Raw genomic sequence first — 24,655 nt, forward strand, 5'->3', positions numbered from 1 at the left:
CTTGATAATACTATGGCTTTAGTATTAACTAATCCTAATTTCGATGAAACATATAATTTTCTAGCTAATAATGTTTATAAAAAGTTAGTAACAGTGTTTGCTGATTGTGAAATTCAGTATTCTGGCAGAGCTACTTCTTATGCCTCTTTGGCTTCTAGGCTGATCATTATAAAAGTTGATGGTAGTGTTATTGTTCATGAACACACTAAGAGAGAGCCAATAAATTGGCAACCTCCAGGGAGTATAATTAGTATTAGAAAAGAGTCTGGAGTAGTAGGAATAGAGTCTATACGCAAGAGACCAAAAGAGAGACTTTACATTATTCTGAGAAGAGTTTACTATCTAACTTCTGCGGAAGTAAATAGCGGTGAATTTAATCTAAAAGGAACTGAAAAAGATCTAGTAGAAATAGTACTAGAGAAACCTAACTTAGTAGAAGATGGTTTCAAACCATTACAGAGAGAGTATAGAACTCCATATGGTATTGTTGATCTATTAGGATATGATAAAATCGGTAGACCCTTTGTTTTAGAGTTTAAGAGAAGTAAGGCAACTCTCCAAGCGGTTTCTCAGCTTTATCGTTATTACATGTTCTTTATAGAACAATACGGGAATGCTAGAGGTGCATTAGTTTCCCCAGGAATATCTGAGAAAGCTTTAAATCTCCTTAATAAACTGGGATTAGAGTACATTGATGCTAATAGAATTCTTAATTCTATTACCAATTCTAGCAAACCTATTATTAATTTATCAAACATTAAAGGAAATTGAGCTTCGCAAGATAAGTGGAAACTTTATGGGTTTTGCCTCAGTTATTATACCTATAAAGGGGCTTGACGTAAATTTAGAGGATAACGTATTATCTTTGCTTAATCAAGATTATCCAGCGTATGAGGTAATCTATGTCGTTGATAGTTATGAAGATATATGTGTACCAATATTACGTAAATATAATGTAAAAATAATAAAAACAGAAGATGTTTGTTCATTATGTAGTGGTAAGATAAGGGCTCAATTAACTGGATTAAAATATGCTAAAGGTGAAATAATAGTATTTGGTGATTCTGACACTTGGTATCCTAAGTATTGGCTTAGAGAGTTAGTAAAACCTCTATCAAATTTTGTTGCTACTACAGTTTTTTCTTGGCCAAAACCGTATAAGCTTACTCTGAAAAATTTTATAAGGGCTGGATTTTGGACTTTTGGTTTTGAATCTCAAGCAGTAGGTGGTACTTTTCTTTGGGGAGGAAGCATGGCTTTTAGAAGGGATTTCTTTGACGATTATGTGATTAGTGAACTTAGTAAGAACTGGTGCGATGATTGTACTTTAACTAGAATTGCAAAAGAGAGAGGTAAGATTGGATTTGTTATTAACGCTATGCCATTAAATATTTTTGACGAAAATGATTTGATTAATTGGTCTAAAAGGCAAATGATAACCGTTTATTTATACTCTAGGCGAGGATTTTACGCTTTCATTTTGATTGCTATTTTCATGTTATTTTTTCTAATTCTCTCGTTCTTTTCTTTAGTTTTTATAACACCTCTTATAACATGGATTATAAAGAATATAATAAGGGGTTTTAAAACTGGTTATGCGATAATTCCAAGCTTAGCTTCAGTTGTTGCAATATTTTATACCCTTTTACTTACTCCCTTTACTTTAAAACAAAAATATATAATTTGGCGAGGAAATAAATATAAAGTGTGATTTGGAAAAAATTACTTGTTATTGGTATCCTACTATTCCTATTTGCTGTAGGTTTAGGAGATTATCTCCTTAGTGTTAATTATAAAGTAATAACTTTAAAACCTTATCAAACAACAACGATTTCTCAAGCTGAAGTTTTAGCAAAACAACCTATTTCAGCTCAGTCAGTTATTGGTACTTTAGTTCAAGGTTCGACTACTTATACACTTTATTATAATTCTCAGACGCTAGTTAATAACAATACTAAAACAACTACATTAATTATATTGCAAAACAATTTCTTACTTTATATTGATTATTCTCTTATTATTCTTAGTTTCGGTATAATACTATTTTCTGTTTTGGGTCTCTTCTACGAATATCTTGTAAAGAAAAGCTAACCCTTATGAAAAAATTTGCCATAAAAAGTCAGTGTGCGTAATACTAACTCATATCTTTCCAGATTCCTTTGCTACTTTTTCTGCTATCTGGAACAAATCTGGATACATCTCTTTTAATCCTCTTTCTAGGGCTTCTTTCGCTGTCTTACTCATCTTAAACCCTGGTATTGTATTATATAAGTACTGAAGAAGTAAATAAGCTGGGTAACTCCATATTCCAATTTTAGGATCTTTTTCGATAAACTTTCTCATAATTTCCTCCACATTAGACTGTGCTTTGATTCCTTCTGGTTTACTCTCCTCTTTCTTTTCTTCTACTTTCTGCTCTATTTCTGGTTTTTTATCTTCTTCTTTTATACTCTCCTCTTTCTTTTTTCTATTAAATATTAAATCTAGTTCACTCAACTTTCTAGCACCAGTTTTGAAAGTTCCTCAAATATTGGAGAAAACTTGGGTTTCTTCACTCTGAACTCTTCATATCTTACTGCTGGAACTCCAAGTCTAGATGCTTCATAGAATAGCTTAGATGGAGGAACTGTTAACTCTACACTCTTTACTGAAGAGAATTCAATCTTCATTGCTTTCTTCGACATGTTAGTAAAAGCAATTGCTTGTTTCTTTAGACTTGCTAGTCTAGAGTCTAAATTCTTTGCTGCTTCAATAGCTAAAGGTTGTGGTGTTATTGGTGAGATTATTTTATCAGCTGATATCATTGCTGAAACGGACAAAGTACCTAAATTGGGTGGAGTGTCAATAACTAGAACATCAAAACTTTCAGAGACTTTCTTCAGTCCTTGAACTATTGATTCTACGTCTCCATTTAGTTCTAATCTGAGGAGTCCTATATGGGCTGGAAAGACTTCAACGTTAAAAATATTTACGCTCTTTTCTCCCAATTTCAGTTCTCTCTTTTCTCTTTTCATTCCAAAAGAAACAGTCGCACCTCCTTCTGGATCCAAATCTATTAAGGCTACATTTTTAAATTTACTAAGACTATAAGCTAAATTAACTGAAGTGGTAGTTTTTCCTACACCACCTTTCTGATTAATTACTGTAACTATCATGTCTAGAGTCTTAACTCGATACTCCTAATTTTAGATTCTTCATATAATACTCTGGGATATATGGTTGGTATCTCTAGTAAGTAAAAAGGTTGTAATAAAAGTAATAAAGTTTATAAGAGATCTGCAATATGTAAAGGCTTTAATCCCATTTTAAGAAATGCTAAAGAGCAACTAGGATTAGTAGATACTACTGTATTCAGTCCACTTTTTAGAGTCTTCTCCTTTTTCACTTCCATAACTTTACTAGCAATCTCCTCATGGAAAATGAAATAATCTCCTCCAGCTCCACATTCAAAAGAGGGTTCTTCAGACTCTCTTATTTCAATGCCCATTCTAGAGAGAGCCTCTCTAGTATACTTAGTTAATCCAAGTAAGTTTGCATGACAAGGATCATGAACTGTAAGTTTTGTATTTACTTTTGGTAAAGGTAAGTTGAATTTGACTAAAAATTCCGCAAAGTCATAAACCTCAAGATTGTTTTCTTTCATATGTGCAGTACAATTTGAAGATAGAGAAACTACAGTTTTTCCTTTAAACTCTTTTCTCAATTTTTCTATTAACTCCTTACTTCTATTAATTTCTCCTACATTTTTGTGGGCTAAGCCACAACAACCATTATAAATCTTCACTCTGTACCCTAGATTCTTCAGATACTGCAATGCTTTTTCCACAGTGCTTCTAAAGAATACTGACATTATGCATCCTGGGAATAAAACTATTTCCTCATTAACATCTTTGTGCTCTAAGGGCTTTTCTGGTTTTATTGGAATCTTTTTAGCAAATTCTCCTTTGACGAAATAAGGTAACAGACTAGGCCTTTCAAGAATATTTAACATGACCTTTTGAACCGTATTAGGTCTCCTAACTCTCGTTATTATCTCTGAGTAGACTACACCACTAGGACAAGCTAATTCACATCTTCTACAATACATGCATGTTTCTATTCCCTCACTGTTAATTCCCAGTTTAACAGCTGTTATTCTACCTCTTGGTGAGTGAATCTCAGACCTTGTCACTACATAAGTTGGACAAGCCTCTAAACAAAATCCGCAATGAACACATTTTTGCAATTCTTCTTCTAATCCCATTCCCACAGCACCTTTAGTTCTCTAGACTCTTCTTTACATCCACCAAACATTTTACAAGGATTAAATAAATTATCAGGGTCGAATGTTCTCTTAATTCTTTTAAGTACATTTAGTTCAGTCTCGTTATAATATACGCTTAAATATTTTATTTTTTCAATTCCTATTCCGTGTTCCCCAGAAGGAACTCCGCCTTTTTCAATAACATATTTCTCGATTTCGTCACTAGCTTTAACTGCTCTGAGAAAGCTTTCAAAGTCATCCGGATAATAAGAGATTAAAGGATGTAAGTTTCCGTCTCCAGCATGGAAAACGTTAGCTATATAAACTTTATACTTTTCTGCTATCTGAGATATTTTTTCTAATACATCTGGCAAATCACTTCTCAATACATTGCAATCTAAGGTTATGTAAGCTGGAGAAATTGAGCCCATGGCTGGAAAAGCTCCTTTTCTTGCATTCCAGAATCTAGAGTCATCAGTAGTTGTAATTTCTTCCCCATCATTATTAGCTATTGCAGTCTTCACTCTATTCTCTTCCTCTTTGACTTGTTCTTCATGACCATCAAGTTCTATTAATAGGATTGCCTCTACATCTGGTAATCCAGCTTTATATCTGCTTTTCTCAATAGCTCTTATAGCATTTCTATCCATTAATTCAAGTGCGGAAGGAATAACACCTTGTCTAAAAATGTCAACTATTGTATTAGCAGAATCCTTAATACTATTAAAAATCCCAACTACGGTTTTCTTAACTTTAGGTTTAGGGAAAAGTCTTAATCTAGCCCTTAATACTCCACCTAATGTTCCTTCTGCTCCAATGAATATACTCGATAAGTTGAAATAAGGGGAGGGAGAAAACTCCTCAACTTCACCATTAGGTAAGATAACCTTAATGGATATAACACTGTTAAAAGTAGGACCATATTTTACTACATGGATTCCTCCAGAGTCATGAGAGATATTTCCGCCTATACTAGAGACTTGAAAACTTGCTGGATCGGGTGCATAAAAAAGATGAGGAGGGGCATTTTTTGTAACCATAGCGTTTACAATTCCAGGGCCTACTTCTATTTCTAATCCTTTTTGAGAATAGATTTTATTTAATCTAGTAAGCGAAACTATGTACTCATCTCCTTCAATTGGAACAGTTGCCCCACTTAAACTTGTTCCAGACCCTCTTATAATGATTTTCTCCTTGTTTCGAATTAATTCTCTAATAACTTTAATTGCTTCTTCCTCGTTACCAGGTAAAATAACAGCTTTTGGCTCTTTCTTAATAGCAGTTAAACCATCAAAGCCATAAAGCCTTTTTTCATCACTTGTAATAACCCAATTATCGCCAACGATCTCTTTTAACTTTTTTAACATCAGTAATGATTGATTTATGTAGTTTAAATTGCTTATACATAATGTTTACTGTAAAGAAGTCTATGAGCCTTACTCTTATGAGGAAATAGTAGAATTAGTAAAAAAAGCTAATGAGGAAAAAATTAAGGTTCATCCTATAGGTTTAGGAAATAATCATATAGGCAAAAAGATAGTAGCTGATATTTGCATTTCTACCTCTAAGCTAAATAAAATAATAGAGATATCTAAATCAGATTTATATGTTACAGCACAGGCTGGAGTAAGTGTTGATTTACTTCAAAAAACTGTAGCAGAGTACGATTTATTTCTACCATTTATTTACTCTGGTACTTTAGGTGGTTTAGCTTCTACTAATAAACCCTCTATTTTTTCTTTACTTTATCCTTATCCTAAAGATTTTATTTTAGGAGCAAAAATCATAACTGGAAAAGGAGAAATAATAAGAAGTGGAAGTAGAACTACTAAATTCTCCAGCGGATATAAGATATGGAAAGTTTTGTCTGGTAGTTTAGGTAGTTTAGGAGTGTACACCGAATTAACCTTTCGTCTTCTGCCTAAGCCAGAAGAAATAAAATATACAGAAGTTGAAGACCCACTTAAATATATCTCATTAAGACCATGGGGGATTACTTCAATTGTCAGAGACGGTAAAATTACAAATTATCTTATATTTGGAAGTTTTAGTACTTTCTTTGATAGAATATCTAGAGAATTCTCATTTACTTTTTATGATGGAATACCAGAAAGTAAATTAGATTGCGAGAAAATTTTTGGGATTGTAACGTCTAGGGGAGAAGAAATTGAAGTCCTTAAAAGATTTAGTAATGGTATAGCGTATGTAGGGGCAGGTTATGTTAGAGTTTGTGAGAAAAAAGCTTTAGAATTGAGAAATGAAGGATATAATGTTATAATCGAGAAAGGATGTGAAGCTAGTGAGGATTGCTTTGGATTTAAATATTTAACATTTGATATGCTAAAAATGGCATTAGATCCAAATAATGTATTTGCATGAGGTTATGATAATGAGTGAATATTTTCTAAATTATAAAGGCGATAAGATATTTGTTATACTCTTAGGTTACTCTTCAAACAAATACTATCTTTATTATCCAAAAGGAGATACTTTAGTTATTTTAGATGATAAAGGTAATATAGAAATGAAAGAAATTTTAGAGGTAATTGGTGAGGCTCCATCCGGATTTAAAGTAGCCGACCTAATTGAACCATGGGAAAAAGTTAAAAACAGAGTAGTTACATGGAAAATCCTGGATAAGGAGATTGAGAGCGATAACGTCTACGTTGTGATTAATGATCCTAAGAATTATAAAATAATTGAGAATTCTTCAGCACCAGATAGACTTAAATACTATATATTTAAGGATCAAGATCCTTGGGAATTTAAGGATTGGTGTTGTGTTTTAATAGTGTCTACAAAAGACATAGATAACCTGCCTATGTCATTTAAGAAAATTTACTTTTAAGCAAAAATAGGAAAAAGTTAGTCAACTTCTCTTTCTTTCAATAAAGGGTCTAGTATAGTAGTTAGTTTTCCTTCTTTTTCAATTATTTGTTTTGCTGGTGGATTATCAAGGTATGCTGGAGAATTAGCTTTTATACGTTCCTCATAGCTAGGAACGGTCTCATTCTGGTAGAAAATTCCTATTGGTATTTTATCTCCCCATTCTAAGCTTTTATCAATAGCTTTCTTTATCTTTTCGCTAATGTCTTCTGGCTTTTTAACAACTGGATCCCAATCTGGTAACGTGTCTAATTTATAAATTCTCTTATCGTACCATTCTTTAGTGTTTATATCATTATAAGTTGGGCATGGCTGAAGGACATCAATAAATGCCAACCCCTTATGTTTTACGGCCATTTTAATTAATTCCTTTAAATGCTTAACGTCATATGCATATCCTCTAGCAACAAATGTATACCCAGAGGATATTGCTAATGCTATCGGGTTAACTGCATCGTTGATATTAGGTCTTGGTAAAGACTTTGGTTTTTCTCCTCTCTTAAGCGTAGGAGATGCTTGACCTTTTGTTAACCCATAAACTCCATTATCATGAAGAATAACTACCATATCAATATTTCTTCTACCTACAGCCACAAAATGTCCAGCTCCAATACCTAGTAGGTCTCCATCTCCTCCATTAACAATTACCGTAAGTTCTGGGTTAGATAGTTTAATTCCAGTAGCGAAAGCTATTGCTCTTCCGTGTAGAGTATGAACTCCAGAGACTGGAATCCTAAAGAAGTGTGGTATTTTACCAGAACAACCAATGCCAGATACTATGACTACTGACTTAGGATCTATTCCAAGTTCTATTATAGCTTGTTGTTCAGCATTTAGTATTCCAAAGTTTCCACAGCCTGGGCACCAATCATTCCATTCAGGTTTAAATGCCGCCATTTACAACCACTCTCTTTTCACCATCTTTTATAACCTTAAGTAAGGCCTCTTCTAATTCATCCATTAAGAAAGGTCTTCCGTTCCATTTCAAAATTGAACTTGATACATCTTTTCCAGTATACATTTTTATTACCATAGCAGTTTGAGCCATATAATTACCTTCAACTGTTATTACTTTCTCTTTTCCTTCGATTAATTTGCTTATTAAGTTCTTAGGAAATGGAGAGAACATCCTTAACTGTAATAATATAAAGTCTATGTTAGACTCTTCAAGGATATCCTTTAAAACGCTAGTTGGAGATCCCCAAGTAATAACTAAATATTTAGCGTTGGGATCTCCATAAATCTTAACTCTTTCTTCTTCTGGTATTTCTTTGTCAGCTAATTCTAACTTTTTCATTCTTTTCTCGTACATTAAAGTTCTATTTAATACATCTTCTGATATGTGACCCACTTCATTATGCTCATCGCCAGTATAGTACATTACTGCCTTTCCTAACGGTGCTCTAGGTGAGACTCCATCTTCTGTTATTTTAAATCTTTTATATGTGGTATCTGCAGACTCTACTATCTTCCCCCTCTCTGCCTTTAACTTATCTAATTCTAGCTCTTTTTCTGTAACAGTTGAATAAGAATTAGCTAAAGTTTTCTCTATTAAATGAATAACTGGTGTTTGATATTTTTCTGCGAGATTTAAGGCCCATATAGCATCCTTAAATGCTTCAGCATGATCTCCGGAGGCTATTACTATTTTCGGAAATTCACCGTGTCCAGCAAACATTGGGAAGATTAAATCCGATTGACTAGTTCTAGTTGGTAATCCAGTTGAAGGTCCTCCTCTAATATAATATGTGATAACAACAGGAACTTCGTTCATTCCAGCCCAGCCTAATCCCTCAACCATAAGTGAAAACCCTGGACCAGAAGTTGCTGTTGCTGCCCTAACTCCAGTTAAAGCTGCCCCAATGGCCATATTAATTGCTGCTAATTCATCTTCAGCTTGAACTACTACTATAGTACCTTTCTTTTTATCACCAGTTAAAGGATCTTCCATAAGGACGTCTTGATGAGCTTCGATGTAAACGCTTTCATCCGAAGCTGGAGTTATTGGATAATATGATTGAAACCTAACACCACCATATATTTTACCAATTGCTACAGCGGTGTTTCCATCTAGCCAATATCTTTTCTCTTTAGGTAAAGGCTTTAAATTAAATTTAGAATTAACCAAATCATATGAATCTTTTACGGCTATCTCATTCATTTTTCTATAAAGATCTTGCTTAAATGTATCATTTATCGCGTCTATTAAGTATTTAATGTCTAAGCCTAAAAGCTTGTAAGAAATTGTTATTCCAACAATATTCTTTACTCTTTCAGCTACTGAAAGTGGAATTTTTAATTCATCTGCTACCTTTTTAGCAATTTCATCATAATTAACTGGTATAAGCGCAACGTTCTTACTCTTCACATAATCTAATGCTCCTTTAACTGTTGGCTCATAATTATTTTTGATTAAGAAGTTTGTAATTCTTTCTGCTATTTCTGGTTCCATTGACTGAACTGTATCTATTTTTGTTCCTTCAACAGCTTTATTATAAATCAAAATTCCATTTACATCTAGGAAGTGTTGAAATATTGTTTCAGCATCGAATGAGACAAGGATATCTATCTTTTGAGTATTACTTCTAACTCTTTTATCACTTATCGTTAATGAAAAATAGCTATGTCTTCCTTTTATATTTGAATAATATTCTCTATTTCCAAAAATATAATAACCAGCTCCAGCCACAGCATTTCCAAAAATATTTGCAGCTGTATCTATACCAGTTCCCTGTGCACCACCTATAACCCAACTAAGTCTCATAATTGTCAATAATCTTATTCTTTTTGAGGTATATAAGTAAATTTGAAAAATAACTAATATTTCCCTACATTTTTTTAAAATGTAAATACAATAGAATTTTAGGTATAACTCAGATTTTATTTCTATAGTTCTACATATTTGGTAATTTGTAGATTAGACCTTGCAATATTGTTCTCTCATCAATCATCTTTTTCTTGTAATCATAATATAACTCGGCTTTGCTTTCTGCAGTCAAAGTGTTTCCATTTATAACGTCTTCTTTTGAGGCTTTCCCTTCTAATATACTAAATTCGAATTTGTCCTCTTTATATGTTATTTCGATTTTATTTTTATATGGATATACATTATTACTGATCATAGTAAAAATAAAGATTGAATCTAATGAAGTAAATAAATTAAGACTTACTTTATTTTTTGATTGAATAATTTGAGTAACGCTTCTAAAATCAGTAAATATATTTCTTTTTCTATCATAATTTTTAACAATTCCATTTTCGAATTCTACAACTATATCATCATCATTTTGAGTCTTTATTGCTTTCTCTAATTCTTCTATGTCAGAATATGGCATAAAAGTAAATCTAACTTTTCCATTTAATATTACAGCTTTTGGAGGTATCCAATTATTTTTTATTATCATTATTTCAGTTTTTTCACTAATTGGTGTAGCATAATAAATAAAATGTACGAAATTTTCTTTTTGTTCAGAATCTAATACTTTGATAGCTTCTTTTATGAATAAATCTCTATTATAGCTAAATTTTCTAAAAATTTCATTTAATTTAGGATCCAATTTTTTAATCAAGTTCTTTAATAAATCTTTTTCTAAATAAAATGATATTAAAGGCACTAAATTATTTTTATTTGCATAATCTAGAGCATGTTCAGCTAGCGATTTAGTAATATTTGTTTCCATGAATTGTTCTAACGAATGCACAAAGAGATATTACTGAAACAATTAAAAACCTATTTGCCCATAAAAAGACCAAAAGATTTATAAATATATAGAAAATAAATAGTTTAAATATAGCATTTCAGTTATGAAACGAAGTGAAACTATGTTAACTATTTAATAGCGAAACGTTCAGAGTAAATTTGATGAAGGCTCTAGTACTCGGTTTAATAGCAATGGTAGCTATAGCTACTGGAATATTCATAGCCGGTGTAGAAGGATATGGTCCAATAGCATATATTTCATACCATGTGCAAGTATCAAATTCTACTGCAGAAATAATACCAGCATACATAAACTTAGGTAATTTATCGTCTGGTATGAAAGGTAATGTAACAGTAAATGCAACTATAGTTATATCTAATAATGGTACGTATGTTATTCAACTTCTCCATTCAGAAAAATTAAGTAAAGTATTTAGTGAGTTTAATGTCACTATTGAAATTGCAAACAAGACATTATTACTTAATTTAGAACAAACCAAAGTCAATGTTAATTTAACAGCAGGAAAATATATAGTGTACATAAAGATATTCTATGAAGTTTCAAACCATCCTAGAGGAGACTTAAATGTAAATAAGGAACCATTATTAATAATACATCCTAAAGGAGATAAAGATTAAATCTTTTTTCTTTCAGTGATGAACGCGTCCTTATCTGATTTGTGAAGACATCCACCGGGACTGATTAATCCAGTTCATTAACGTCGAATTGCCTATATTCTTTTAACCTCTCAATTCTAAAATTCATATAAGAAAGAGGATTAATATCTACAACGATATATCCTTCCTTATCTCCTAACTCACCTACGGGTTTTGGTTCAATAAATCTGCCTCTTAAAGCTGGGATATAAGCAATACTCATTCCCAGATATTCTGGGGGAGAAAAAGTGTTTGAGTTAACAATAGCAATCCTATTTTCTAATACTCTAACTTTTAAATACTCTCTCCATAAATCTATTCCATCTACGGGTATTTTAGAAGGAACTAACAAAATTTCAACACCTCTAAGAAACATTTCTCTTATGATTTCTGGGAAATCTATGTCATAACAAATAGATATTCCTATCTTAACTCCTCTATATTTAAAAATAGTTGCAGAACTTCCAGAAATTAATCTGTTTTTCTCATCTCCAAATAGATGAATTTTCTTTGCTATAGATTTAATGTTACCGTTTGGGTCTATTATTGGAGAAATTATTGACACGCCATCTTCAACAGCTCCAGGTATAATATATGCAGTGTACTTCTTAGCTAATTGTTGGAAACTCTGTAAAGGTAATTCATCAAGGGTTTTTACCCATTTTTCCGGTAACAGTACTATTTCAGCGCCATTCTTTAGAGACTCTTCAGTGAGAAATAATGAATTAGCTATATTTGATGGTTGTACAATACCAATCTTCAACCTTCCTCTGCCTTTGGCTTTCTTCCTTTTGTTTCAATTTTTCTTAATTCTCTATTTACTCTTTCTTCTAACTTTTCTACTGCTTTTCTAACAGCAGTTACTGGATCCCAGTCAGACTCTTTACTTATAAAATCACCTATTTTAGTTACAGCCCTTGCAGTTACTTGGTACATTTTCTTATCTTGACTCTTTGCTACTTCTTTGAAGGTTACTTTAAAGTTTATGACCTCTGTAAGTTTTTCAAGTCTTGATAAATATCTCTCCAATATTCCATCAATTAATGCTTTAGTATCTCCTTGTCTTAAATCACTACTGAGTTTTGCTTCTATAGGCATTTCTAACTCAAATTTCTTAGCTATTAAATTAACTACATCTATACCACTAAACATTCCAACAACTATTTCTCCTTCAACGACTGGCATTCCAGAGATTTTCCTTTTTAACAAAGTTTCAACTGCTTGCTTTACTGATTGATTTCCATCAGTTGTAATAACTGGATAATTCATTATTTCTTTGACTGGTAAAGCCATCAATCTTTCTTCTTCTGTTAATATTGATGATTTCTTCTTACCCCCTTCTGAATATAACCTATTTACGATATCTCTAGTAGAAACTATTCCAACTAATTTCTTTTCCTCTAATACTGGTAACTTAGAAATGTGATTATTACTCATTAACCATCTAGCCCTAGCAACTGAATCGTTTGAGTTAACTGTAATTACTGGAGTAGTCATAATTTCTCTAACTTTTGCATCTGGAATTTCTCCCCTATTAAGATAATATGAGAGAAGGCTTTCTCTAGTTATTATTCCAACTAATCTTTTTTTATCATCGACTACTATTAAAGCTCTAGATTTAGTTGTAAAGAACTTAGCTACGATCTTTGCTTCATCATCTGTTTCTACTATGTTATTAGAAGGAGTCATTAGATTAATAACCTTAGATTCTGGACTCACCTTTCTTCTCAATAACTCATTGTAGCTTATTATTCCGATTACAACCTTTTCTCTTATTACTGGAACAACCCATTGATTATTTTCTTGCATCTTAGAAATGAGGTCCCTTATTCTATCATTATATGATGCAATAACCTTTGGTTCCTCTAAGAGCTCTTTTGGTATCATTAAGGAAAAATCCAGATGTACACTTATATAGTTTTTCAACGAATATATTGTGTGTGCACAAAACAGCATTTATATGGGATGATAAGTATCTTGACTATTCTTTTCCGGGGGATCATCCGTTTAAATCTCTAAGAGAAGCTATGACTAAAAAATTTCTTGAAGAGAGAGGAGCATTCCATGAAATAGATATTGTTAAACCTAAAATAATTAGCGAAGAATTATTATCTCTTATACATTCAAAAGAGTATATAGAATTTGTAAAAAAGAAAAGTGAGACTGGAGAGGGTTTATTAGATGATGGAGATACTCCAGCATTCAAGGGTATTTTTGAGGCTTCTCTAATAAGAGTAAGTGGTACAGTTACAGCAGTTGAATTAATAGGTAATTCATCTTATGATCATGCTGTAAATGTAGGTGGTGGTTTTCATCACGCTAAACGTTCTGAAGCTTCTGGCTTTTGTGTATTTAATGACGTAGCTCTAGGCATTAAATTAGCTGAAAGAAAGCTTAAGAAAATAGCATTAATAGATATTGACGGACATCACGGGGATGGTACGCAATATCTACTCTATGATGATCCTAACGTTTTAAAGGTTTCTTTACATATGTATCATCAGAGGTTTTTCCCTGGGACTGGAAGTGAAGAGGAGATCGGAGAAGGGAATGGAAAAGGTCTTACTATAAACATACCTTTACCTCCTGGTACTGCTGATGATATGTATTTATATGCATTTAATGAAATAGTTGTTCCCAAAGTTAAGGAGTTTAAACCGGATCTAATTTTCTTACTTAACGGTGGGGATGCTTATTATGAGGATCCTTTAGTTGAGTTAAAGCTTTCTACAAAAGGGTATTTAGAAGTTGTTAGGACTATACATTCCCTTTCTCATCAGTTATCAAATGGAAGGCTAATAATGACTGGAGGAGGAGGATATAACTATGAAGCCACAGCTAGAATTTGGACTCTATCTATAGCAGAAATAGCTGGGTTAGATTTTACTGAATTTGAAAATTTAGAGGATTGCTGCTTTATAGCTTCTAGTGAATTTGTGAAAAAAAGAGTAATGGAAATTGTAGAAAAATTGAAGAAAATACATGGAATTAAGTAACTAAGATCAGTGAAGAAGCTTTTCTTACCTTCTCTTTTGCTTCCTCAACAGTATTCCCAGTTGCTAAGACTAATCCCATTCTCCTTTTATAGTATGTTGAAGGTTTTCCAAATAGTCTCACTTGTACACCAGGTATTTGCAAAGCTTTTTCAACATTTATAAATTTAGGAGCCCAACCTTCGTTATTTGCTAGAATAACGTGAGCTGCAGCGGGAGAGACAATTTTTGTTTCTGGAGTAGGTAAACCCAAAGCACTTCTAATGTGAATTTGGAATTCATTAATATCTAAACTTGCCATAGTAACCATCCCAGTATCATGAGGTCTAGGTGAAACTTCACTAAACAAAACCCTATTTCCAGATACAAGTATTTCAACTCCAAATATTCCAAATCCTCCTAACTCATTAACTACTCTTATAGCATATTCTTGAGCTCTTTCTATAATATCTTTATCTGCAGTAGAAGGTTGCCATGATTCAACATAATAATAAACGTCAGATGGTCTTTGATGCTCTATTGGCGGTATAGTTTTAGTTACAACTCCATTATCACTTAAATATCTATAAGTAAGTACAGTAAGTTCTCTGTCAATTTTTACATACTCTTCTACTATGACTTTTTGACTTTTGCCTCTAGCATGTAATAATGCTTCTTTAAATTTCTCTTCAACTTCATTTTCATTATAAATAACTTCATGCCCATGCCCACTTGAACTCATTTCTGGTTTTATCATACATGGATAACCAATGTCTTTACAAATTTTCTTAACTTCATCTGGTGTCTCTGCAAAACCATATGAAGTAGTAGGCACTTTGACTTTTTCAGCAGCTAATCTTCTTAATTCTAATCTGTTCATACAAATCTTTACTGCTCTAGCGTTAGGAACTACTTTGAATCCTTCACTTTCTAGTTCTAGTAAGGCATCCGTATTTATTGCCTCAATCTCAGTTATTATAGCATCTGGACTTTCTCTCTTTATAATGTTTTTTATTGCTCCTCCATCAAGCATATTGACTACATATTTTCTATGAGCTACATGCATCGCTGGTGCCATGTCATATCTATCAACAACTATTGTTTCTATTCCCATTCTTTGAGCCTCTATTACCATTTCTTTTCCTAGTTCACCACCACCAAGAAGAAGTAACTTTTTTGCACCTTCGAATAAAGGAGTTCCTATTTCCATGATTTGCATTTACTTGATCAATGTAATAAATCTTTCTATTTTAACTCGATAATTTACTTGTTTAAGTAAATGCCTATCCAATCTATTAAAGGTTTCGAGTCTTTAATGACGTAATAAAAACATCTCCATTTTCTTGTTTTGCAATTCCCAGACCATGGAAAAACTATAGCTCCAATTTTAAACCTCTTTTCATAGTCAATAATTTGACTAACAGAATAATCTCCTACTTTTGCTTCAATTGCAATCTTATTTTCAACTATGAAATCAGGCTTATTGTGAGATTTAAATCCAAATTTAGAGAGGGAGATAAAAATCTCTTTATTTCTTTCCACTCTATAATATCTTGAAAGTAAAGAGTACACATATTCTTCAAAAAGGTATCCAATTATCTGATTTACTCTTAGTTTTCTAGATGAAATATCAGGATAAGCAAGTGCATAATTTACATTTACTTTAATATTGACTACTTTTTCTAATTCATGTAATTTCTCTAAAAGTACATATTCATCTCCTAAAAAAGAAAAGTTATAATTAGTTATTTCATTTCCTTTATTATCAAAAACTTTTACGTTATCTTTATCAACTATTACTATTATATCTCCATCTTTAGAAGGAACCAACTTATCCTTATCGAGTTTGTATAAAAACACTTGCACATTATCGAATGAGTGAACTTATAAATAAATAAATTATCTCTTCTTGTATGGTTTTGCTTACAGTAAGGGATGTAATATGGGGGATTATTCTTACTGTCTGGGTCGCAGTTGTCACTCTTTATATTTCTAAAATTGTGAGTAAGCATACTAGTATTTACGTTGCAAGGAAAGTAATTCATATGTTAGGTGGTGGTTTAGTTGCAGTATTAGCGCCTTTTGTGTTTACATCCCCATTAGTTCCAATAATTGCCTCATATACTTTAATGAGTTATTTAATTTTTAAGAGATTCAAAGACGGAATAATGGGTTGGTTTCAAGAGAAAGATAATTATGGTGAGATATTTTATACCTTTTCTTATGGTACATTACTTCTTCTAATGTGGGTATTAGATGGTAATTATTGGAATACAAAAGATGTTTTTATAGCTTTACTTCCTATATACTATATGTCATTTGGTGATGGTGTAACTGGAATAATAAGGAATTATGTTTACAAGAGGAGAGTTAAAGGATTTTGGGGTAGCGTAGGAATGGCTATAGTTAGCGTTCCTTTAGGTTATTATTTCTTTGGAGTACCAGGGGCGATATCTGGGTTGATTGCTACAATAGTTGAGGTATTACCATTGATAGACGATAATATAAGTATTCCATTTGCCTCTTTCTTATTCCTTTATGCCATCATAAAACTGTTTTAACATATAGAAACTTTTACTATCTATTATATTGATTTTCATTGCTTTTGCATTAACAGTTATAATTCCATCTATTCTAGAACTTTTAACATCACCTAAAGTGATATCGGGAGTTTTAGAGTATTTTCTTATTAATCTCATTATGTTTTTAACTTCTTCTTCAGTTCTTTCATTAGGATCTTTTAATAATGCTCTAGGAATTGGTGGTAAATAAAACGAGGGAACAGCAATATAAAATTGTTTTGCTGTACTACTATATCTAGCCGTTTTGAGTGCTAATCTACCCATTAAGAATTCTTCAGCATTTATAGCATTACTTGGAGGCACATAACCAGTTTCTACTTCTATTCCAATATCATAGCCTTTTATAGCATAAATATCCATAACTCCACCACTTACCTCAACTTCTACGTAAACCTTATATCCATTATTTGCAAGATAACCAGAAAGAATAAGTTGTAATACAGAATGGTTTATATTGAGTATGCCAACTTTACTTAAACCTAATAATTTTTTGTAAATGTCCTCTAGATTTGCACTTTTACCATAATACATTATGACCTTCTCGTAGATATGTTGTAAATCTTTAACTCTATCCCCTTTCATTTTTATCACTTCAGGCTGGGAAGCGTTCTTCACCAATCAGTAAACCGTCGTATCATCATTAATTGGAAAATAATTTAACATATGAGCTTAAAAATAATATATATGATAAGCTGGCTTATAGGTTCTTCTCCTCCGCCTTGGCATTACTTAAATGATTTGTTTAAAGATTATAGAAACGTAGCAGTTTATTTAAATGTATATGGTAATATCGAGCTAGTAAAGGTTAGTGATATTGATGAATTTTATGCCCCAACTTCAGTGTTAATCAGTGGTTATCATTTACTTACACTGAAACCATATTATATAAAATTAAAGAAATTTATTGCTTTTCCATCTAAGCGATTAAAAGTTATAAGAAGTTTAATAAGTCGACAAAAATGGAGAGCGATGGAATTTTATTACAAAGAAGAATTCTTAGTCGGATGGATAATATACGACTGTGAAGATTGTATTGAAAAACAAAGATTACACTTAGAAGTAGATGAAGATCACTTAACTGATGAGGAAATAATAGAAAGACATCTAAAGATCTACAATTCGTGAGGTTCTCTTCCAAGTTCAAAATCTGACATTGGGGGGAATCTGTCTATTAAGTATTCTTTTTCTTCTTCTCCTTTTGTTATAAGATTAAACAATAGTCTAGCTAATCCAGGCCCTACCTCAGCTCCATATCCATTAAGACCACCTATTATATATAAATTATCGGATATCCTACCATATATTGGTCTCATATCTGGCGTTCCTTCACAGTATCCTTCTCCTCTATATACTGGTTTTAAGTCTCCTAGTCTTTTCTTAGCTCTTTCTACTGGGGATAAATTTCCAAACTGCTTTGTGAAAGGGTCAGTTACTATTGTGTCACCATCCCCTATAATATTTATCTTCATTCCTAATCCAAAAAGTGGTCTAGAGTAATATCCTATTTCATAATCATAAACAAACACTTTATCCAAGAGGGGGTTAGAATTTACTGTTACCCAAGCCCAGCAATAGTAAGACTTTACAGGGAGCTTAAAGTCAATGTTATATCTATTCCATGCCCCGGAAGAAAGTACTATAATGTCAGAATCTATTTCCTTTTCGTCTACAAAGACTCTTCCATTTCTAATTTCAGCTTTTCCTTCAATATAAGGTACTGCATCAATTAATTTCCTAACTCCTACAAGTGCATCAGTTTTTTCACCTATTATTGTATAAGAGCTAAGCCAGTCTACAAACTTTTCCGAAATGTTAAAACCATATGAAATCCATTCATCAATAATTTTACTGTCTATATGACCTATAGTGTAGGAAGGATAATAGACAAGAGGTATTTTATGTTTCTCATAGAAGTTCTTGCTCTCTATAGCTAATTCGATATCTTTCCCCTTTAATAATACTGAATGAATTAAGGTAGGATAAAATTTTCTAAATCCAGATTCAATAACCCTGACGTTATAACCGGCTTCCTTAAACATGAAGTATAAAGAGCTTCCAGCTATCCCTCTGCCAATGATTGTTACTTTCACAATTTTTAAAAGCTAGATAAAAAATTAAAAACTAATGATTGAAGGGTATATGCTGAAATATAAAGACATAATATGGGCAGTTAAAGGATGTTTCCATCCAGATAATTATGCTGTTGCTGTTCCAAGATACTATAATGGGATAAAAATAAAGAAAATGAATGATGCCATTAAGCTTGTAAAGGATAAGTTTCCTTTCTTAATGAAGTATGTTCCAGAAATAGGGTTTGAAGTTCCTTTAGTTCCTTTAGATGAGGCTCAAGTTCTTGATCCATTCAATGCTAAAATTTGTGATGAAAAAGTTAAGAGATTTCTTTCATTTTTTCAAGGAAAAGTAGGAATTACCGGAAGTTTGCTTTATTCTTTAAGTTATAATGATATGGACTTTTTAAGCCTTAACGATTCTCACTACTTTACCCTAAGAAAGATGAGGGAAAAAGGGATAACAAAACCTTTAGACTTTGTGAATTCTGACGAGGTCGAAATAATTGATAAAGAGAATTTTAAAGCATTAAAAAGAGAAAGGGCATTAGAAGGCATATTTGAAGGAACTCCCTATACTTTTAAAATTGTAAAATGTGTGGATTTTGGCATAGTAATAGATAAGGTAGAGTTTAAAGGTATTGTAAGGATTGTGAAAGCTGAAAAACCTTTTTCATTACCAGTAATGTATTTAACAGACAAAGGCTATTATATAACTTCCTTTAGGACTAGATTTACTGAAATAAAAGAAGGTATAGTAATATACATTAATGGAGTCTTATTAAAAAGGGATAAATTCTTTGATTTAGACTTAGATATAGCTAAGGAGGTTAAGATTGTATGAGCCATGCTCATAAAAAACATAGAGAGAATGCTCCAAAAACTTTAAATTTCTATGTCATTACGATAAGCACTTCTAGGTATGAAAAGTTTCTAAAGAAAGAACCGGTTGTTGATGAGTCTGGGGATATAATTAAACAGCTAATAATTGAAAGTGGACATAAGTTAGTAGGATATTCCCTAGTTCCAGATGATAAAATAAAGATTCTGAAGGCTTTCGCTGATGCGTTAGATAATAATGAGGTTGATGTGATTGTTTCAACTGGAGGTACTGGTTACTCGCCGACTGATATGACAGTTGAAACTATAAGAGGATTATTTGATAGAGAGATTGAAGGATTTTCAGATGTCTTTAGGCTAGTTAGTTATAATGATCCAGAAGTTAAAGCAGCTGCTTATTTAACAAAAGCCTCAGCTGGAATTATAGGTAAAAAAGTGATTTACTTATTGCCAGGCTCGCCAGATGCTGTAAAATTAGCTCTTAAAGAGCTAATCTTACCGGAAGTTGGGCATTTAGTTTACTTAATAAGAAGTTGAGGAATTTTTTGTTCTAAATTCTTTTTATCTTGTTGGTTCAAGTCCACATTATCTAAATATAAATAAAGTAAAAGTAATTCCTCTTTTGGCACTTCCTGTAAAGCATAAGTGTATAAATTATCTGATATTTGAGAATATAAATCATCAGCAATCCCAGAATACCATATAGCATCATCTAACAATTGTGACGAATCTTTTAGTTTCTCTTTTATTTTATTTACAGTTTGATTTATAATACCTAAGTTAATTGTAGGAATAAGTAAATCTAATGGTGTCTTTATATTTAGCTTTCTAGCTGTTAAAGGACAAAGAGTTATTTCATCCTTTATATTATTAGGTACAGATGTATTGTTTAGGATATCTAAGAAGGCGAAACTACACTTACTAGGTTTGATTTTTTTCTCCAGATCTTTAAGATAACAAGGAATATGTAATTTCTTGTAATCAATTTCAATCTCTGGTAAAACATAGTCTTCAATATAAGAAATGTCAAGGACTAAATATTGTTTCAAAGGTTGTAAATAATAATATTCTTCTGGTGTCAATGTGATAATTTGAGTAATCCCAGTAAATTTAGTTGAAATACTTTTCCAATCTATCTTGTTCTTAATTAAATCATTTATATTTATATCTAGATATTTTATTCCGACTATAGAACCTTTTGAATATAAATAAAGTAATGCTTTAACTAATCTTTCTTTAAGATCTAAACTAATTGGAGTAATAACAATAACTCTATTTGAATTTAATTCTTTTATATTTAAAGAATCAGAAGTAGTTTTTACTTCATATGTTGCAGTTTTTGAAATATCAGAAAGTATATCTAAATTAGCTGGACATACTTCCACGCATTTACCACACATATGGCAATTAATTTGAATTGATGAACCTAGAGCTTGTAAAACGTAAAACCCTAAAGGAGAATAAACTGGCGAGCCTTTGTATTCTGAATACGGACATACTTCCACGCATTTACCACACATTATGCAACCATTTAATAAATTAGTTTCATTAATATCAGAAAAATTATTTAATTCTATACCGGGAAAATTAAGAAAGGTATTAGAATATATAGAGAAATATATATTTTTAAATCCTATTCTTAGAAAGGCTCTTGTAGATTTGAGTATTTGATCTTTTATCTTATAAAGATCATCAAAACTAACCACTCCAAAATATCTATACTTATGAGGAAAATTTAGATCTTCGTATAGAATTTGTCCTTCAGGAAAATCTGAAATAAAATTCTTAAGCAGTTCCTCTCTTACCTTTGTGTATGTGACGTTTAAAACAAATTTGCCATTATTCCACGCTACTGTTATATCTCTGAATGCTGGATAACTAGTAGCAAACCAAGATTTTATCTTATAATAAATAACATCAAAATCATTACTTTCGAATGATTTAGTTACTAACTCTTTACTTTCTTGCCTTATTAATACAGCATAAATAATTCCACCCTTATATTTGCCTACATATTTATTGCCATTTAAATATGCCTCTACTTCAGCTCTATCTTTTATAAATCTAAATTCATTAAATCCAAATCCAGCATCACTATATTCAATTGAACCAGCTACTGAAAAATCAAGATTTCCAAAAATTTCGGGATTATAACTAATAACTTCTCTCCAATGTGTTCCAGCTAATACTCTTAACTTATCGTCTTTCCTTTCAATTCCTTTTAGGTTAGTTAAATCAACAATTATTTTACCTTCAATTCCTCTGGTATATTCGTATCTTCCTACTCCTTCACTTATATTCTTTAAATCTTCTTCTGATTTCACAGTAACTACTCTATCAGGAAGAATAGAAGATTTTCTAGTTAATGAAAGTTGTGAATATAATAAGTTCAACATTAGTTACACTATTTTATTGAAGGATTAATAACTTTTATTTCATAATATTGTTTATGCTATTGGGTTTCCATATATTTCTTCATCAGTATTATCAGTATTTGAATAATTTTCCTTTAGGTAACTTATAAGTCTAAAAGACTTCTTCCTTGAAAGAACCTTATTGTTATTACCACAGTAGGGACTATAAATGCATTTGGGACATCCATCTTCACAATCGCATTTACCAGTTATATCTAAGGCAATATCATAGCTATCTTCTAATCTTTCATAAAGGAGTTTGCTTACTCCACTACCGCCAACCACAGCATCATAAATAATCACATGACCACTAGGATAACTTATTCCAGCTAAATCTGTCATAGACGCACCAGCAGTTATTTTAGCTGAACTAATCAAAACATGTTCGGTAGCATGAAAAGCTTCAGCAGCATCAAATTCATTAAACTCTGAAAGAATTGGATGTTTAATTAATACTCCCTTAGTTATATAAGAAAACGTGATTGGATTTTTATAATATCTTTCCTCTCTCGGTTTATTTTTCTTTCCCATAATATCATATACTACATAACCGTCAACAGAAACTAGTATCTCCGCCTCTCCGTACTTTACTGGCATATTGAACACTTTTCTGCTCTCAATTTCCTTAAATGAGATCAAATGAGTACTATAAAGGGGTTTTGTATAGAACGGTAATTCTTCCTCTACTCTCTTCACCTTAGCTATTAGCGTGGAAATATCTATGCTTTCTACTCTGTAAGTCCTCTTAGAAATTAAATAAATAGCTTCTGGGTAAAGATCATATAACGCTACTGGTAATTCCCTCTCTCCAACTTTTTTATCTCCTTCATAGATTTTTATAATAGGCCCTGTTGATCGTAATGAAGTGGATCTTACAAGTTTAATTAATTCTGGAGTTGAATAAACGTAATCTCCATTAACTTTCACTGGAAGATCTTTCAGTACCTCAATCCAGGATTTAGGTAACTTGGATATTTTAACTCTTCCTTTTTCTACTATATAGGCTGAAACGTGAATTTTTATTACTTCTTTATTAGATATGTCAAAGGGTAAAGGAGTTAATTTTCTGTTAAAAAATTCTTGAGGTCTTCTGTTATAATAAGAATCTATAGGATCGTCTCCTAGTAATGTAAATATATAACCAACTTTATATCTTCTTCCAGCTCTTCCTGCTCTTTGAAGATACTTTGTGTAACTTGGGGGATTTTCAGCCATGATAACTGCATCTAAATCACCAATATCAATACCTAGTTCTAATGTTGGAGTAGCAACTACACCCATTATTTTTCCTTCCTTAAGATCCTCTTCTACTTTTATTCTCTCCTCTGGATTTAATCCTGCTCTATGAACTGGTATATCAAATCCGAATCTCTTTATAATTTTAGCTAAAACCTCTGCCATTTGTTGAGAATCAACAAAGACTAAAACTTTCAATCCTTTCTTCATTAAGAATGAAGCTAGGTAAGCACCAATAGTCCATCTACTTGCTGATCCAATATTTAATAATACGTGAAACGCGATCCCTTTTCTTCTATTCGTGCCTTGAATTATTTCTCCTTCAACTCCAAATAATTCTTCAAATAGAAATGGTGAAGCTCCTATAGTAGCACTAGATGCTATAACGTGATAATCTAAAAATTCTCTAATTCTATCACTTATCATCCTTAGATGAGAGCCTAATACTCCTTCATAAACATGAACTTCATCAAAGACAAAATGTTCTGCTCCTCTAAGCAAAGTCCTAAACCTATGGCTTAAAGCTAAACCTATATGGATCATATCTGGGTTTGTTATAAGAACTGATGGTGGATTATTGTAAAGTCTCTCTCTTTCACTATTTGGTGTATCACCATCAAAAACGCCTACATTAATCCCTAAAGCGTGTGCAAAGCTTATTATTCTATCTAACTGATCTCGAGCTAATGCTTTTGTAGGGTAAACTAATACGCTTCTTTCGCCTTTTAATGCAAATTCTAAAATTGGAATCATGAATGCTTCAGTTTTTCCAGTTCCAGTGCCAGATATTATCATAACGTTTTTTCCAGCAAGAATTTTTCTCAATGCTTCTTCTTGAAATTTATAAAGTCTATTTATTCCCCTAGCCTTAAGAGAGTCCTTTATCCTTCGATCAATAGGTAAATTTTCGACAATCTCACCAGGTTCGGGATCAAGGGATGTTTCTGTATAAACGTGAGTAATTTTAACATTAAATAAATCTAAAGCTTGTTTAACCTCTTCTAAGTCCACAACTACAAAATATAAGCTTAGATAGATTTATTTCTTTGCATGGAA

The 24,655-nt window shown here is 31.9% G+C and carries 26 protein-coding genes; 11 read left to right on the plus strand and 15 right to left on the minus strand.

All coding sequences use genetic code 11. From position 1 onward, the window contains the following. The first annotated feature begins 12 nt into the window (after positions 1 to 12). Genes nucS through ACAM25_RS03190 form a run of 3 tightly spaced genes read left to right on the plus strand, consistent with a single transcriptional unit; the run spans position 13 to position 2,091 of the window. The gene (gene nucS, locus ACAM25_RS03180) at positions 13 to 771 is read left to right on the plus strand and encodes an endonuclease NucS (protein WP_369610894.1); all 759 of its coding nucleotides are present in this window, start codon (positions 13 to 15) and stop codon (positions 769 to 771) included. Continuing rightward, positions 695 to 1,711, plus strand: a complete 1,017-nt coding sequence (locus tag ACAM25_RS03185) for a glycosyltransferase family 2 protein (protein WP_369610895.1) — start codon at positions 695 to 697, stop codon at positions 1,709 to 1,711. Before nucS ends, ACAM25_RS03185 begins: the two co-directional genes overlap by 77 nt. Continuing rightward, positions 1,708 to 2,091, plus strand: a complete 384-nt coding sequence (locus ACAM25_RS03190) for a hypothetical protein (RefSeq protein WP_369610896.1) — start codon at positions 1,708 to 1,710, stop codon at positions 2,089 to 2,091. The genes ACAM25_RS03185 and ACAM25_RS03190 overlap by 4 nt, the downstream gene beginning before the upstream one ends. Before the next feature lie 48 nt (positions 2,092 to 2,139). Here the strand turns inward: ACAM25_RS03190 and ACAM25_RS03195 are convergent, their stop codons facing one another. The 4 genes from ACAM25_RS03195 to ACAM25_RS03210 all read right to left on the minus strand — a co-directional run bounded on the left by ACAM25_RS03195 (position 2,140) and on the right by ACAM25_RS03210 (position 5,610). Then, a complete protein-coding gene (locus tag ACAM25_RS03195) occupies positions 2,140 to 2,496 on the minus strand; it encodes a hypothetical protein (protein ID WP_369610897.1) in 357 nt (118 codons plus the stop codon). Further along, positions 2,493 to 3,155 carry a ParA family protein gene (locus tag ACAM25_RS03200; protein WP_369610898.1) on the minus strand — a complete coding sequence of 221 codons (663 nt, stop codon included), beginning with the start codon at positions 3,153 to 3,155 and terminating at the stop codon, positions 2,493 to 2,495. Before ACAM25_RS03200 ends, ACAM25_RS03195 begins: the two co-directional genes overlap by 4 nt. A gap of 110 nt (positions 3,156 to 3,265) precedes the next feature. After that, positions 3,266 to 4,243, minus strand: coding sequence for a (Fe-S)-binding protein (locus tag ACAM25_RS03205; RefSeq protein ID WP_369610899.1), 978 nt, complete (start codon positions 4,241 to 4,243; stop codon positions 3,266 to 3,268). Next, on the minus strand, positions 4,234 to 5,610 hold the full coding sequence (locus ACAM25_RS03210) for an FAD-binding oxidoreductase (protein WP_369610900.1): 1,377 nt from the start codon (positions 5,608 to 5,610) through the stop codon (positions 4,234 to 4,236). The genes ACAM25_RS03205 and ACAM25_RS03210 overlap by 10 nt, the downstream gene beginning before the upstream one ends. Before the next feature lie 28 nt (positions 5,611 to 5,638). Here ACAM25_RS03210 and ACAM25_RS03215 point away from each other — a divergent pair, with 28 nt between their 5' ends. Then, on the plus strand, positions 5,639 to 6,622 hold the full coding sequence (locus tag ACAM25_RS03215; RefSeq protein WP_369610901.1) for an FAD-binding oxidoreductase: 984 nt from the start codon (positions 5,639 to 5,641) through the stop codon (positions 6,620 to 6,622). Between the two features lie 10 nt (positions 6,623 to 6,632). After that, positions 6,633 to 7,091: a hypothetical protein gene (locus tag ACAM25_RS03220; protein WP_369610902.1), complete on the plus strand. Its 459-nt coding sequence runs from the start codon at positions 6,633 to 6,635 to the stop codon at positions 7,089 to 7,091. Between the two features lie 17 nt (positions 7,092 to 7,108). Here ACAM25_RS03220 and ACAM25_RS03225 read toward each other — a convergent pair whose 3' ends face one another. The 3 genes from ACAM25_RS03225 to ACAM25_RS03235 all read right to left on the minus strand — a co-directional run bounded on the left by ACAM25_RS03225 (position 7,109) and on the right by ACAM25_RS03235 (position 10,830). Then, positions 7,109 to 8,026: a 2-oxoacid:ferredoxin oxidoreductase subunit beta gene (locus ACAM25_RS03225; RefSeq protein WP_369610903.1), complete on the minus strand. Its 918-nt coding sequence runs from the start codon at positions 8,024 to 8,026 to the stop codon at positions 7,109 to 7,111. After that, positions 8,013 to 9,893 (minus strand): 2-oxoacid:ferredoxin oxidoreductase subunit alpha, encoded by a 1,881-nt coding sequence (locus tag ACAM25_RS03230; RefSeq protein ID WP_369610904.1) that lies wholly within the window; start codon positions 9,891 to 9,893, stop codon positions 8,013 to 8,015. The genes ACAM25_RS03225 and ACAM25_RS03230 overlap by 14 nt, the downstream gene beginning before the upstream one ends. A 130-nt stretch (positions 9,894 to 10,023) precedes the next feature. Then, the gene (locus ACAM25_RS03235) at positions 10,024 to 10,830 is read right to left on the minus strand and encodes a hypothetical protein (RefSeq protein WP_369610905.1); all 807 of its coding nucleotides are present in this window, start codon (positions 10,828 to 10,830) and stop codon (positions 10,024 to 10,026) included. 161 nt (positions 10,831 to 10,991) lie between these two features. On the opposite strand from ACAM25_RS03235, the gene ACAM25_RS03240 reads away from it, so the two are divergent. Continuing rightward, entirely contained in the window at positions 10,992 to 11,468 is a 477-nt protein-coding gene (locus ACAM25_RS03240; RefSeq protein WP_369610906.1) for a hypothetical protein, read from the plus strand. A gap of 64 nt (positions 11,469 to 11,532) precedes the next feature. Here the strand turns inward: ACAM25_RS03240 and ACAM25_RS03245 are convergent, their stop codons facing one another. Then, positions 11,533 to 12,249 carry a carbon-nitrogen hydrolase family protein gene (locus ACAM25_RS03245; protein WP_369610907.1) on the minus strand — a complete coding sequence of 239 codons (717 nt, stop codon included), beginning with the start codon at positions 12,247 to 12,249 and terminating at the stop codon, positions 11,533 to 11,535. Then, positions 12,246 to 13,373 carry a CBS domain-containing protein gene (locus tag ACAM25_RS03250; protein ID WP_369610908.1) on the minus strand — a complete coding sequence of 376 codons (1,128 nt, stop codon included), beginning with the start codon at positions 13,371 to 13,373 and terminating at the stop codon, positions 12,246 to 12,248. Before ACAM25_RS03250 ends, ACAM25_RS03245 begins: the two co-directional genes overlap by 4 nt. A 53-nt stretch (positions 13,374 to 13,426) precedes the next feature. Here ACAM25_RS03250 and ACAM25_RS03255 point away from each other — a divergent pair, with 53 nt between their 5' ends. Next, positions 13,427 to 14,482, plus strand: coding sequence for an acetoin utilization protein AcuC (locus ACAM25_RS03255; protein WP_369610909.1), 1,056 nt, complete (start codon positions 13,427 to 13,429; stop codon positions 14,480 to 14,482). Here the strand turns inward: ACAM25_RS03255 and purT are convergent. Further along, positions 14,475 to 15,668 (minus strand): formate-dependent phosphoribosylglycinamide formyltransferase, encoded by a 1,194-nt coding sequence (gene purT / locus ACAM25_RS03260; protein ID WP_369610910.1) that lies wholly within the window; start codon positions 15,666 to 15,668, stop codon positions 14,475 to 14,477. The genes ACAM25_RS03255 and purT overlap by 8 nt on opposite strands. A 53-nt stretch (positions 15,669 to 15,721) precedes the next feature. Beyond that, positions 15,722 to 16,324 carry a hypothetical protein gene (locus ACAM25_RS03265; protein ID WP_369610911.1) on the minus strand — a complete coding sequence of 201 codons (603 nt, stop codon included), beginning with the start codon at positions 16,322 to 16,324 and terminating at the stop codon, positions 15,722 to 15,724. Positions 16,325 to 16,371: 47 nt separating this feature from the next. On the opposite strand from ACAM25_RS03265, the gene ACAM25_RS03270 reads away from it, so the two are divergent. After that, positions 16,372 to 17,019, plus strand: a complete 648-nt coding sequence (locus ACAM25_RS03270; protein WP_369610912.1) for a phosphatidate cytidylyltransferase — start codon at positions 16,372 to 16,374, stop codon at positions 17,017 to 17,019. Here the strand turns inward: ACAM25_RS03270 and ACAM25_RS03275 are convergent. Beyond that, a complete protein-coding gene (locus tag ACAM25_RS03275) occupies positions 16,987 to 17,622 on the minus strand; it encodes a hypothetical protein (protein WP_369610913.1) in 636 nt (211 codons plus the stop codon). The two genes, ACAM25_RS03270 and ACAM25_RS03275, sit on opposite strands and share 33 nt — an antisense overlap. 102 nt (positions 17,623 to 17,724) lie before the next feature. Here ACAM25_RS03275 and ACAM25_RS03280 point away from each other — a divergent pair, with 102 nt between their 5' ends. After that, a complete protein-coding gene (locus ACAM25_RS03280) occupies positions 17,725 to 18,165 on the plus strand; it encodes a hypothetical protein (protein ID WP_369610914.1) in 441 nt (146 codons plus the stop codon). Here ACAM25_RS03280 and ACAM25_RS03285 read toward each other — a convergent pair. Continuing rightward, entirely contained in the window at positions 18,153 to 19,130 is a 978-nt protein-coding gene (locus ACAM25_RS03285; RefSeq protein WP_369610915.1) for an FAD-dependent oxidoreductase, read from the minus strand. The two genes, ACAM25_RS03280 and ACAM25_RS03285, sit on opposite strands and share 13 nt — an antisense overlap. 34 nt (positions 19,131 to 19,164) lie before the next feature. Between ACAM25_RS03285 and ACAM25_RS03290 the strand changes: the two genes are divergently transcribed. Further along, on the plus strand, positions 19,165 to 19,953 hold the full coding sequence (locus ACAM25_RS03290; protein ID WP_369610916.1) for a hypothetical protein: 789 nt from the start codon (positions 19,165 to 19,167) through the stop codon (positions 19,951 to 19,953). Next, the gene (locus tag ACAM25_RS03295) at positions 19,950 to 20,486 is read left to right on the plus strand and encodes a molybdenum cofactor biosynthesis protein B (RefSeq protein ID WP_369610917.1); all 537 of its coding nucleotides are present in this window, start codon (positions 19,950 to 19,952) and stop codon (positions 20,484 to 20,486) included. Before ACAM25_RS03290 ends, ACAM25_RS03295 begins: the two co-directional genes overlap by 4 nt. On the opposite strand, the gene ACAM25_RS03300 is transcribed toward ACAM25_RS03295, so the two are convergent. After that, a complete protein-coding gene (locus ACAM25_RS03300; RefSeq protein ID WP_369610918.1) occupies positions 20,468 to 22,345 on the minus strand; it encodes a 4Fe-4S dicluster domain-containing protein in 1,878 nt (625 codons plus the stop codon). The two genes, ACAM25_RS03295 and ACAM25_RS03300, sit on opposite strands and share 19 nt — an antisense overlap. Positions 22,346 to 22,396: 51 nt before the next feature. Further along, positions 22,397 to 24,610 carry a DEAD/DEAH box helicase gene (locus ACAM25_RS03305; RefSeq protein WP_369610919.1) on the minus strand — a complete coding sequence of 738 codons (2,214 nt, stop codon included), beginning with the start codon at positions 24,608 to 24,610 and terminating at the stop codon, positions 22,397 to 22,399. Positions 24,611 to 24,655: the final 45 nt, after the last annotated feature.

The sequence above is a fragment of the Sulfurisphaera javensis genome (genome assembly GCF_041154675.1).
Classification (GTDB): domain Archaea; phylum Thermoproteota; class Thermoprotei_A; order Sulfolobales; family Sulfolobaceae; genus Sulfurisphaera; species Sulfurisphaera javensis.